This is a genomic window from Nonomuraea sp. NPDC003201 (genome assembly GCF_053590415.1).
The window spans coordinates 1-11792 of record NZ_JBSFTC010000320.1; the positions used below are offsets into that span (position 1 = coordinate 1).

9 protein-coding genes are annotated in these 11792 nt (G+C 68.0%); 5 read left to right on the forward strand and 4 right to left on the reverse strand.

Annotated elements, in window-relative coordinates:
* Together ACWDX9_RS51820 and ACWDX9_RS51825 are read right to left on the reverse strand one after the other, a co-directional pair.
* Nucleotides 1–1155 (reverse strand): ricin-type beta-trefoil lectin domain protein (locus tag ACWDX9_RS51820; protein WP_449969157.1); only part of this gene is annotated, 1155 nt, incomplete at its 3' end.
* A 344-nt stretch (nucleotides 1156–1499) separates the two neighbouring features.
* The gene (locus ACWDX9_RS51825) at nucleotides 1500–2189 is read right to left on the reverse strand and encodes a FadR/GntR family transcriptional regulator (protein WP_449969159.1); all 690 of its coding nucleotides are present in this window, start codon (nucleotides 2187–2189) and stop codon (nucleotides 1500–1502) included.
* Between the two features lie 191 nt (nucleotides 2190–2380).
* Here ACWDX9_RS51825 and ACWDX9_RS51830 point away from each other — a divergent pair, with 191 nt between their 5' ends.
* From ACWDX9_RS51830 to ACWDX9_RS51845, 4 genes are read left to right on the forward strand one after another with little or no spacing between them, the layout of a single operon-like run.
* Nucleotides 2381–3658 carry an ABC transporter substrate-binding protein gene (locus tag ACWDX9_RS51830; protein WP_449969161.1) on the forward strand — a complete coding sequence of 426 codons (1278 nt, stop codon included), beginning with the start codon at nucleotides 2381–2383 and terminating at the stop codon, nucleotides 3656–3658.
* A gap of 4 nt (nucleotides 3659–3662) precedes the next feature.
* Nucleotides 3663–4625, forward strand: a complete 963-nt coding sequence (locus ACWDX9_RS51835; protein ID WP_449969163.1) for a carbohydrate ABC transporter permease — start codon at nucleotides 3663–3665, stop codon at nucleotides 4623–4625.
* Nucleotides 4625–5452: a carbohydrate ABC transporter permease gene (locus ACWDX9_RS51840; protein WP_449969165.1), complete on the forward strand. Its 828-nt coding sequence runs from the start codon at nucleotides 4625–4627 to the stop codon at nucleotides 5450–5452. The genes ACWDX9_RS51835 and ACWDX9_RS51840 overlap by 1 nt, the downstream gene beginning before the upstream one ends.
* Before the next feature lies 1 nt (nucleotide 5453).
* Nucleotides 5454–6617 (forward strand): mandelate racemase/muconate lactonizing enzyme family protein, encoded by a 1164-nt coding sequence (locus ACWDX9_RS51845; protein ID WP_449969168.1) that lies wholly within the window; start codon nucleotides 5454–5456, stop codon nucleotides 6615–6617.
* A gap of 146 nt (nucleotides 6618–6763) precedes the next feature.
* On the opposite strand, the gene ACWDX9_RS51850 is transcribed toward ACWDX9_RS51845, so the two are convergent.
* Nucleotides 6764–8266 carry an arabinofuranosidase catalytic domain-containing protein gene (locus ACWDX9_RS51850; protein WP_449969170.1) on the reverse strand — a complete coding sequence of 501 codons (1503 nt, stop codon included), beginning with the start codon at nucleotides 8264–8266 and terminating at the stop codon, nucleotides 6764–6766.
* Between the two features lie 266 nt (nucleotides 8267–8532).
* Nucleotides 8533–9270, reverse strand: a complete 738-nt coding sequence (locus tag ACWDX9_RS51855; protein WP_397374716.1) for a FadR/GntR family transcriptional regulator — start codon at nucleotides 9268–9270, stop codon at nucleotides 8533–8535.
* Between the two features lie 338 nt (nucleotides 9271–9608).
* On the opposite strand from ACWDX9_RS51855, the gene ACWDX9_RS51860 reads away from it, so the two are divergent.
* Nucleotides 9609–11792, forward strand: a 2184-nt coding sequence (locus tag ACWDX9_RS51860; protein ID WP_449969172.1) for a ricin-type beta-trefoil lectin domain protein, incomplete at its 3' end; no start/stop codon positions are given.

The following is an 11792-nucleotide window of genomic DNA, read 5'->3' on the forward strand; positions in this document are numbered from 1 at the left end:
GCCGGCCCCGTTCACGTCCAGGCACTTGCCGCCGTAGACCCGCAGCTCACCGGAGCTGGTGGAGGTCCACTGCTGGTTGGCCTGGCTGTTGCAGTCCCAGATCTGCGTCTGCGCGCCGTTGGCCTGCGAGGCTCCGCTGACGTCCAGGCACCGGCCCGACGCCGCACCCTTGAGCGCGCCCGCAGCTGGCGGATCAACCGTGGGGGTCGGCGTCGGGTTCGGGTCGCCGCCTCCGAACTGCGTGAAGAAGTTCCACACCACTGGCCTGGTCCAGGATTTCTCGCCGGGTTCCAGGTCGCCGGGCTTCCCGTCCACGGGACCGGGGGTGTGGCCGGCGTCGAACGCCGCCCATGCGACCGGATACCCCGCCCGGCACCCCGAGTAGTTGGTGACGACGTGCGTCAGGCTGCCCTGCGCCGGCTCCGGCGGGTTCTGGGGCGTGCAGCCGTTGTTCCTGACGAACCTGTCACGCAGCGACCGGCCCGCGGAGATGTTGAGCACCGGATCCCTGAGGCCGTGCAGCCCGATGTACGCGATGGGCTCGTTGCCGCCGCTGCACCCGCTGAGCTGGCCGCCGGAGTAGACCGCCACCGCGCGGAAGACCGTCGCCCGGACGCACGCGAGCGCGTAGCTCATGCCGCCGCCGTAGCTGAAGCCCATGGCGAAGCGCTGGGAGGTGTCCACACAGAGGTCCGCCTCGATCCGCCGGATCATGTCGTCGACGAAGGTGACGTCCTCACCGCCCGAGTTGGCCCAGCCGTTGTTGAAGCCCTGGGGCGCGACGAAGATGGCGGTGTTGTTCGACAATGCCCTGAGCCCGTAGTAGGACCAGGGGTACCCGCTGGTTCCGCCCCCGTCGACATCGTTGGCGGTTCCGCCATTCCAGTGGAATCCGAAGATCAACCTGTAGGGGTTATTGTTGTTGTAGTTGTCCGGAATTCTCAGAATGTAGCTGCGATTTTTCCCGCTGGTCGTAATCGACTGCGTACCGCTTCTCAGCGTCGGGGTCTTGCCGCATCCCGCGGTGCCCGCGAGGGCGCTCCGTTGTGCGAGGGACGGGGGCGCGCTGTCGCCCAGCGCCGTATGCACCGTGGCCAGGACGATGAGCAGTACAGCGGACGCGATAGCGGTGAAGAGGTACCTGAGCCTCGACATCACGCGAATTCCTTTGCCGTTCTTGGGGGTGAAAAACGTAAAAGGGAAGCCACTTCCACCACCTTTTCCGGGGGTGCGGGCATTGGAAGTGTTAGCGCTCACTCAACGCCGCAGCAATGGGATCTCCTTTCTTCCTGGCGGCTGGAGGCGATGGTGCAGCGGAGCAAATATGACCGTGACAAGACCTGTCAAGGATCGGCCTTCTCGACGTTGGGGGCCCGCGCCTGAGACGACCCCGTCGCTCTGGCGTCTGACCAGGAGAAGCGGCCGTGGCCGCCACTGACGTGCCGCGATGAAACTTTCACGGCCCTCGATCGAATCGGTTCCGAGGACGCGAACGGGCGCTAACGCCGCAGCCGCACGGGGTCGGCCGGTCCGCTGCGGCGGACGATCCAGGCCTCGGTGATGTGGTTGAACATCGCCTCGGCGGCGCCCCCGGGATCGTGGGCGGCGATGCTTTCGTAGATGCGGCGGTGGCCGAGGTTCGACGCCACGCAGAGCGCCCGCTCGGTCCGGCCCAGGTATCGGGCGGTGTTGATGACCTGGCTTTCCAGCGCCCGTACGACGCCCCGAGCGATGCGGTTTCCCGACGCCTGCATGATCGTGTCGTGGAAGGCGCGGTCGCTTTCGGCGTACGTGACCGGGTCGTCCACGAGCTCGTCCATCCGATCCACCAATGCCCGCAGCTGCTCCACGGTGTCCGGCCCGGCCAGGCGGGCGGCGACGTTGGCCATGTCGGACTCCAGCACCCGCCGTGTGACGACGAGGTCGTCGAGGATCGCCAGGCTCTCTTCCTCGGCGATGGTCGCGGCGAGGACGAGCTCGTCGAGCATGTCCCACATCGTCGGCGGGGTCACCATGGTGCCGGAGCCCTGACGGACCCGCACCAGCCCCTTCTCCTGCAGGAGTTTCACCGCTTCCCGGACGACGGTGCGGCTCACGGAGAAGGCCTCGCAGAGCGCGGGTTCGGGGGGCAGCGATGTCCCCGGCGGGTGCACCCCGCGAACGATGCGCTCCACCAGCTCGGCTGTCACCGCTCTGGCGAGACTGGCAGGACGTCGCACCCAGGCCGGTGGCGCCGGGACGCTGCCAGGCGTTTCCTGCGATGTCGTCATAGACCCCTCCTGGCGCGCCACCGCGTCAGTATACGTGAGCCCTATTGACGTTATACGTCATACGAATTATGTTTGCGCCTGGTCCAGCGGTCCTCGGAAAGCGGGCAGCAATGAAGCAGCGAGCATTGTGGTCGGCCTTGATGGTCGCCGCGCTGGTCCTGGCCGGTTGCGGGAGCGCGGCCCGGACCCAGTCCCCGTCCGGGGACTCGACACAGAAGCAGCAGAAGATCGTGGTCTGGGACTGGAAGTCCGGTGAACCGGCCGCCGCCGCCTACATCGAGAAGGCGAAGGCCGACTTCGCCAAGCGGCATCCGGGAGTCACCGTCGAGTTCGTCTCCCAGCCGTTCGACCAGTACTACACCCTGCTCGGCACGGCCATCCAGTCCAGCAAGGGGCCCGACGTCATGCTCTTCAACGGGGGAGGGCAGATCCGCGACCGGGTCACCGCGCTCCTTCCGCTGGACCAGTACGTGGCCGAGGACAAGAGCCGGCTGGCGGGCTGGGACGCGTTCAGCAAGGACGGCAAGATCTACGCCGCACCGGTGACCCTGCAGGGACACCCGATCTACTACAACAAGACGCTCTACGAGAAGGCCGGCCTCGACCCGGCGAACCCGCCCAAGACCTGGAACGAGTTCGTCAGCGGCTGCGCCGCCATCAAGAAGGCGACCGGGGCCACGTGCTTCGCGCTCGGCAACAAGGAAGGCGCCGGAATCCAGTTCTTCCTGTCGGGCCTCGGATCCGGCATCCTGACGCCTCAGGAGTACGACGACTGGATCGCCGGGAAGCGTGACTGGACCTCTCCTCACGTGAGGCGGATCTTCGAGCTGTGGAAGGACGCCGGCGACAAGGGGCTGAACAACGACGGCGCCAACTCCACCGCGATGTTCACCGACATCTTCAGGGTCTTCGAGACCGGTAAGGCCGCGCACATCATCGGGCTGATGTCGGACATCGGGCACTGGAAGGACTTCGGCGAGTTCCTGCCGCCCGACAAGATCGGCGTCATGCGGGCCCCCGTCGTCACCAACGGAGCCACTCCGAGCCTTCCGTACGACGGCGGCATCGGCTACGCGGTCGCCAAGTGGACGAAGGACCCCGCGCTGGCCGCCGATCTGGTGCGATCCCTGACCTCGACCGACGCCTTGACGGCGTTCTACTCCAAGGCCGGCGCGATCGCGTCCGACACGACGATCGACTTCTCGCAGGCCGGCCCGGCCGTCGCCACGATCGCGTCCGAGATCAAGACCGGCAAGCCCGCCCTGCACGTGGCGCTGTCCTCCAAGACCCTGGACCTGATGGGAAGACTGTCCCAGCAGCTCCTGAGCGGGTCGACCACCGTGGACAAGGCTGTGGAGCAGCTGGCCGCCTCCGACCGGGCGGGCTGACCGCGTGCCGATCGGAAGTCCGTCCCCGTTGGTCCGCCCGGCCGGCTCCGTGCCGGCCGGCGGAGGGACCGTCAAGCACCGGGGACGCCGCCGGGACGCCCGTAGAGGGCGCGCGGAGCGCCTCGCGCCCTACGTCCTGGTGGCCCCGGCCGTACTGATCATCGTGGTCCTGCGGCTGTGGCCGCTGGTCCTGGGGGTCAACTTCTCCTTCACGGGTGACGGCGAGCTCAACGGAACCCCCGTCGGCCTGGGCAACTACCTGGAGCTGGCCGGCGACCCGCTGTTCCGCACCTCGCTGCGCAACGTCGGGCTGCTGGTGCTGCTGCTTCCCGTGGCGGTGGCGATTCCGGGGCTGCTCGCGACCTTCATCTATCTGCGCGTGCCGGGTCACCGGGTCTACCGCAGCGTCTATTTCTTCCCGGCCGTGCTTTCGCCGGTGATCGTCGGTGCGATCTTCAATCTCATGCTCGGGTTCGACGGCCCGTTGAACGCCGTCCTCGGGGCGGTCGGCGTCGGCCCGGTCGACTGGCTCGGCGATCCGGGCATCGCCATGTTCACGGTTGTCGGCGTGCACGTATGGGCGACGTTCGGGATGGCCCTGGTGGTGTTCCTCGCCGGCTTCAGCACCCTGGACGCCTCGCTGCTGGACGCCGCCCGCGTGGACGGCGCGTCGCTCCGCCAGACCATCTGGCACGTGATCATCCCGAGCCTGACGCGCACCATTCAGTTCGTCTTCGTGACCACGATGATCGGGATGCTGACGTCCATGTTCGGCCTGCTCTTCGTCATGACCAGCGGGGGCCCGGAGGGGTCGACCTACCTGCCGGAGTACTACATCTGGCACCAGCAGGGACAGATGAACCGGCCCGCGCTCGCCTCGGCCGCCTCGACGGTCCTCTTCGTCGTCATGCTCGTGGTGGGGCTCCTGCAGATCACTCTGCTCCGCCGCACGGGGAGGCAGGACTGATGCCCGGCAGGCGTCTGGCCAGGTGGGTGGCCGCTGTTCCGATGGCCGTCCTCGCATTGGCGACGATCTATCCTCTCGTGTTCACCGCCAACGTCGCGATGAAGACCCGGCGCGACTACGTCCTCGACCGGTTCTCCCCGGCGGGTTCCCTGCGCTGGGACAACCTCGCCGAGGCCTGGGCCGGCGCCGGAATGGCACGGTTCTTCGTCAACTCGTTCGTCATCGTGGCATTCGCCGTGGCCCTGCTGCTGCTGTTGGGGTCGATGGCGGGCTTCGCGCTGAGCCAGCTGCGCTTTCGCGGTTCTTCGGTGATCTTCCTGGGCTGTCTCGCGGGGCTGTTCGTCCCGTTCCAGGTGATCATGGTGCCGCTCACCAGGGTCATGGCCGACAGCGGGCTCATCGACACCTATCCGGGACTGATCCTGGCCTACGTCGCGCAGTTCCTGCCCTTCACCGTCTTCCTGATGACGAGCCACTACAGGACCATTCCTGCGGAGATCGTCGACGCGGCCAGGATCGACGGGAACACGGTGTACGGCGTGTACCGGCGGATCATGCTCCCGCTGGGCGTTCCGGCGCTGCTGTCGGTCGGCATTCTCGACGCCCTGTTCTGCTGGAACGACGTGCTCATCTCCCTGCTCATGATGCCGTCGCCCGAGCATCGCACCCTCATGATCGGGGTCAACGCGCTGCGCGGACAGTATTCCGACGACATCCCCACCTTCGCCTCGGGGGTCCTGATCGCGGCGGTACCCGTGCTGATGATCTATCTGTTCCTCCAACGCCAGATCGCCGACGGCGTCACCGCCGGTTCCACGAAGGGCTGACATGCGGATCACGGGGTATCGGACCACGACGACGGTCCAGGAATGGGGCCGTCCCGTCGGTGACGCCAACGGCGTCTTCGCCGACGGAGTGGTGTCGGTGCCGCTCGTCATGGTGGACACCGACGAGGGGATCACCGGTATCGGCCTCGGGCCGCACGTCGAGATCGAGGCCGTCTTCGCCGCGATCGAGGGCGAGGATCCGCGCGGCGTGACGGCGCTCTACGACCGCATGCTGCGGCGGACCTTCAAAGCGGGCCACGCCGGCGCCGTGTTCGGCACGATCGGCGCACTCGACACCGCCCTGTGGGACATCAAGGCACAGTTGGCCGGTGAACCGCTCTGGCGGTTGCTGGGCGGACGCGACCGGCGGGTGCCCGCCTACGCCTCAGGCCTCGACATCGGCCTGACCGACGACGAACTCGTCTCCGTCTACCAGGTCTACGCCGAGCGCGGTCTGCGCGCGGCCAAGATCAAGGGCGGCCTCGACATCGAACGCGACCGGCACCGCCTGACACTGGTACGGGACGTCCTGACCGAGGCCGGGCACGGATCGCGGCCGGGCCTGATGCTCGACGTGAACGAGGCCTGGACCCGCAAGCAGGCGGTCCGGCACGTCTGCGAGCTCGAACGCACCCTGGACCTCACGTGGATCGAAGAGCCGGTCCGGCGGTGGGACGCCGAAGGCCTGGCCGTGGTCGGCCGCGGGATCCGCGCCTCCGTCGCCACGGGGGAGAACCTCACCGGGCTCGAGCAGTTCCGTCCGCTGCTGGCCGCGGGGGCCGTCGACATCGTCCAGACGGCCGCGGTCTGGGGGGTGTCCCACTTCCTCCGGGTGTCCACCCTGGCGCACGCCCATGAGCTGCCGGTCAGCCCGATCGGGACCACGCCGGTCGCGCTGCTGCACGCCGCGACGTCGGTGCCGAACCATCTGGCCAGCGAGTTGCAGGACCTGCACCCGCCACTCGGACTGTCGCTCGACCTGGACGTCGAGGACGGCGCGTTCATCCTTGGAGACTCGCCCGGTCTCGGCATCACGATCGACGAGCACGCGATCAACGCGTGCACCCGCAAGCCGAACGCCAGGGCCGCCGAGGGCCCCAACATCCGTCCGGAACCCGCCGGACGACGGCTGCTGGCGGTCAACGGCGGCTTCCATCAGGTCTAGCACCCTGGCCGACGCCGGCGCGGGCTCCGGGTGGCTGAACTCGCGCGACACCTACCCCGAAGGCGCGGGCTCGGGCTCGTTCGTACGCCGGCCACCGCCTCCCCTCACGAGTAGGTGGCCGGCGTTCGGTGTGCCGAGGGACCGGGTCAGCGGTAGCCGGCGGCGATGATGTTGGCCTGGACGGCGTTCTCCGTGGCGTCGGTGGGATAGCCGGCGACCATGGCTCCTTCGTAGAAGGTTCCGGCGCTGAGGTTGGCGCCGCCGTCGGGCTTGCAGCAGTCACCGCCGCTGCCCAAGATGATGGCCCCCTGCTTCTTCATCGGGCTGTAGCCGTTGGGGAGCTGCCCGTCGTACAGGGTGTACAGGCTGCCGGACTGCGCGTTGCTGCCCTTCATGGCGAACCGGCTGGTGCCGTTGTTCTTCAGCGTGGCGGTGACGAACTTGTGGGGGAAGGCCCGCTGGTTGGGGTTCCAGGACTGGCTGCCGCCGGGGTAGAGGCCCCATTCGAGGTCGGCCTGGACCCAGGGGCCGGTTCCCTGGCAGCCGCCGAACCAGCACTGGGTGCTGAAGTTGATGGCGTCCATGGCGCCGGCGGCGTCGGCCTTCCTGGTCGTCTCGCTGTTGCCGTAGTCGAAGCAGCAGCCGCCGTTGACGTGGGTGCCGCTGGTGACCATGTACATGCCCTCGGGTGCGCTGCCGGTGGGCACGCCGGTCAGGTGGCCGTCCCGCCAGTAGCTGTTGCCGGGGTTGATGTAGAGCGAGTACGCCTTGCCGCCGCCGACGGTGAGCGACTCGGTGGTGGCGATCGCGGGCCTGCTCTGGGGGGAGCCGGGGACCACGCTGGAGCCCTGGTACCACAGGTCGTTGCCCCGCCCGGACTGGTCGTACACGACGGTCACGACGCACGTGGTGCCGGTGCAGAAGGAGTCCTGGGCCGCGGCGTCGGCGACACCGCCCGCGGTCAGCACGGCGATGTTCCTGGTCGTGTTGTCGGAGGAGCGCCTGACCTGGTACAGGTTGCCGTTGTACGAGCCGTAGAGCGCCCGTGTCGTGCTGTGCGCGGCCACGCACGGCGTGCCGCCGGAGGTGTAGATGTCGCACGGGCGCGCGCCGGCCGGCGGCGGGGTCGGCGTTGGGGTGGGCTCGGCTCCGGTGGTCCACTTCTGGTTGGTGCCGCCATGGCAGGTCCAGATGTGCACCTTGGTGCCGTTGGCGGTGCCGTACCCGGAGACGTCCAGGCACTTGTTCGCGCCGACCGCGGTGATGGTGCCGTCGGCGTTGAGGCGCCATTTCTGGTTGTTCTGACCGTTGCAGTCCCAGATGATCACGCTGGTGCCGTCGGCGGTGCCGGCGCCGTAGGCGTCCAGGCACTTGTTGCCGTACACCCGCAGCTCACCCGCGGTGGTCGACGTCCACTGCTGGCCGGGCTGCCCGTTGCAGTCCCAGATCTGCACCTGCGCGCCGTTCGTCTGCGAGGCTCCGCTGACGTCCAGGCACCGCCCCGACCCCACGCCCACCAGTGGCGTGGTCGCTGCCGAGGCCGGTGCCGACCAGGTCAGGGCGGTGGCCAAGAGGATCGCCAGCGCCGCCACCACGGCTGCGACGACGGCCGCCCGGGAGCCCGATAAGGGAACGGATGAAGGCTGCATGTCGTACTCCTTGGAGGTAGGGCGAGACGGAGACAGCCGCGCTCTGAGACCGGTTCGAATCGATTCGCCAACATAGTGCGTAGGGGGAGGCAGCGGTGTACAGCGAAGCACATACGACGGGTTGACCGCCTGTCAAGGCTCCGCCCTGTACGGAAGCCCTGCCCGGCGGCACTCGTGGTGGGGCTCGATGAAACGTTCATCCGCCGCAGGCTCGGCTGATCAGGTCCGTCGATTCCCGGCTGGGCGAACCGGTTCGGTCGGCCGGATCACTGGGATGAGAAGAGGCGCTGCTGGATCTCTCTCCGGTAGTCGTCGAGGGTGTTGTCGATGTGCGTGGCCGCGGCCTGGGCGGCCGCTTCCGGGTCGCCGGCGCGGATGGCCCGGTAGATGGCGTCGTGCTCCTCGACGGCCTTGGCGGCGTGCCCGCCCACCGAGCCGCTCAGCCCGATGAGGTTGGACTGCGCCTGCAGCCTGCGGGCCTCCCGCACCGCCACCTGGAGGAACATGTTGTGCGAGGCCGTGGCGATGGCGGTGTGAAAGGTGTCGTCGCCCTGGTTGAACAGGTCTTCTTGCCCGGTCTCGAAGCCGTGGCGGCACAGGCCGGCCGCCTCCTCGATGGCCCTCAGCTCCGCGGGGGTGGCGCGGCGGGCGGCCAGCCTGCTGGTCTCCATCTCCTGCGCCCGGCGGAACTCGAACAGCATGTAGACGTGGTCGAGGTCGGTCGGGAGGAAGAAGGAGGCCCAGCGCCCGGTGCCGAACATCCCCTCGTCGTCGGCCACGTAAAGGCCGCGGCCCTTCTGGGCGCGTACCCGGCCGAGCGCGGAGAGCAGCTTCACCGCCTCGCGTACCACCGTGCGGCTGGTGCCCAGCTGCCGGGCCAGCTCGATCTCGGTCGGCATGCGGTCGCCCGGACGCAGGCCGAGCCGGACGATCAACTCCAGCACCTGCTCGGCCGCCACCTCGTAGCCCGGCCGGTATCCGCTCTCGCGCGGGGTGTCGGTCACCGTGCTTCCTCCTCGCCGTTCCCTGCAAAGTATGACTGATGAGGGTTCCCTCCCAGGGCCTCAGGCGCTGGGACCATGAGTACGACACATCTGAACGGTTCATATGAAATCGATCGACCGCGGGTGTCCGCGGTGCGGGAATTCATGCTGGTGAATGGCGCAAAACGGCTAACCGTGGCCGGATCCTTTGTGTGCAAAGGATGAAATAAGCGGGCTTAAGGTCTTGACGGGTATCAATACTCACAACGTAATTAGAGGCGAAGACCCTCAGAAGGGTGTCACCTGCCTGAGCAGCAGGGCGTGACCTGGCCACACCCGTACCCCCCAAAGGAACCACTGTGCAGTCATCTTCGCCCGTCACGGCGCTGAGACCGTTCCTGATCGGCATCGTCGCGGCGCTGGCCGCGGCGTTCACCCTCGTCGCCCCCGCCACCCCGGCCCTCGCGGCCACCACGACCCTCTACGCGTCACCCGCCGGCACCGGCACCGCCTGCACCTCCACCCAGCCGTGCTCGCTGTCCGCGGCGCAGACGGCGGTACGGTCGCAGAACGCCGCCATGTCCGGGGACATCGTCGTCGAACTGGCCGACGGGGTGTACCGGCTGTCCGCGCCCTTCCGGCTGACCGCCGCCGATTCCGGGAACAACGGCTACGCCGTCAAATGGCAGGCCGCGGCGGGCGCCCGTCCCGTCATCAGCGGGGCCAAAGCGGTCACCGGATGGACCGTGGCCGATTCAGGGAAGAACATCTGGCGCGCCGACGTCGGCGCGGGGATCGACACCCGGCAGCTGTACGTCAACGGCGCCCTCGCCACACGGGCGCGCACGACCGTGAACAGGTCCGACTTCACCGCCACCACCACCGGTCTGAGGTTCGGCAACAGCGCCCTGAGCTATCTGAACAACCTCGCCAACCAGAACCGGGTCGAGATGGAGAGCGTGGGCTCGTTCACGGACCGCTACGTGACGGTGCAGGGCATCAGCGGGAACTTCATCACGATGCAGCAGCCCGGCTGGAACAACAACACCTTCGGGTACGACACCTTCACGCAGCCGCACCGGGCGGGTCCGCTGTACCTGGAGAACGCCTACGAGTTCCTGGACGCGCCGGGGGAGTGGTACATCAACCCCGGCACCGGCGTCCTGTACTACATCCCGGCTGCCGGGCAGAACATGAGCAACGTCAGTGTCGAGCTCCCGATTCTCCAGTCCCTGGTGAACGTCGGGGGCACCTACGACGCGCCCGCGCACCACATCACGTTCAGCGGGATCACCTTCTCCGGCACGACCTGGCTCGGGCCCAGCAGCAACCAGGGCTACGCGGACCAGCAGACCGGCGCCTACATCGCGGGCAACTGGAACTGGCCCGCCGACAGGCTGACCTCCTGCCAGGAGGGGTGCCAGCAGTTCGAGGCCGCGCGGCCGAACTGGCAGCAGATGCCGGCAGCCGTGCAGGTGTCCGCGGCCGGCAACATCACCTTCACCGACTCCCGGTTCGTCAACCTCGGCCAGACGGCCGTGGGCATCGGCAACGACGCCAACGCGCACGCCAGCGGTGTCGGCCTGGGCGCCGGCGACATCACGGTCACCCGGTCCGAGATCGCCCAGAGCTCGGCCGGCGGCATCGTGGTGGGCGGCGTGCGCGCCGACGCGCACCACCCCAGTGACCAGCGGATGGTCAACCGGAACATCACCGTCAGCAACAACCGCATCCATGACCTCGGCCTGGACTACCGGGGCATCGTCTCGGTCCTGACCACCTACGTCACCAACACCGACGTGTCACACAACGAGGTCTACAACCTGCCGTACACCGGCATGTCGGTCGGGTACGGCTGGGGCGCCAACGAGCCGGGCGGCAGCAACCAGTACGCCAACCGCGGCCTGTACAACTACCAGCCGCGTTACACCACGCCCACCACCGCGTCCGGCAACAAGCTCATCGGCAACTACGTGCATGACGTCATGCAGCAGATGACCGACGGGGGCTGTATCTACACGCTGTCGTGGAACCCGAACGCGGTGATCAGCGGCAACCACTGCCTGCGGACCAACGGCTGGTTCGGGATCTACTTCGACGAGGGCTCCAAGTACTACAGCGTCACCGGCAACGTGCTGTCGAACACCGGCACCTGGGCCACCGCCAACTACTGGGGCGGCGAGAACATGGGGAACTTCACCGTCACCGGCAACTGGTCGACCAACGGCAGCACCAACGTGACCAACGGCGACCGCGGCAATGTGGTGAACAACAACGTCACCGTCACCAACGGCGCCTGGCCCGCGGGCGCCCAGGCCGTGATGGCGTCCGCCGGCCCCCAGGGCCAGCCTTCGGGGAGCACGAGTGCGTTCAAGGGTGCGGGGTCTGGGCGGTGCCTGGACATCAGCGGAGCCTCGCAGGCCAACGGCGCGCAGGCGCAGATCTGGGACTGCAACAGCCAGGCCAACCAGCAGTGGACCTCCACCAGCTCCGGTGAGCTGCGGGTTTATGGCGGCAAGTGCCTGGACGTGAACGGGGCCGGG

Excerpts from the sequence above, each read along its gene's own strand:
- ACWDX9_RS51850 (WP_449969170.1), bottom strand. The coding sequence starts at position 8,266 with ATGCAGCCTTCATCCGTTCCCTTATCGGGCTCCCGGGCGGCCGTCGTC.
- ACWDX9_RS51840 (WP_449969165.1), top strand. The coding sequence starts at position 4,625 with ATGCCCGGCAGGCGTCTGGCCAGGTGGGTGGCCGCTGTTCCGATGGCC.
- ACWDX9_RS51830 (WP_449969161.1), top strand. The coding sequence starts at position 2,381 with ATGAAGCAGCGAGCATTGTGGTCGGCCTTGATGGTCGCCGCGCTGGTC.
- ACWDX9_RS51845 (WP_449969168.1), top strand. The coding sequence starts at position 5,454 with ATGCGGATCACGGGGTATCGGACCACGACGACGGTCCAGGAATGGGGC.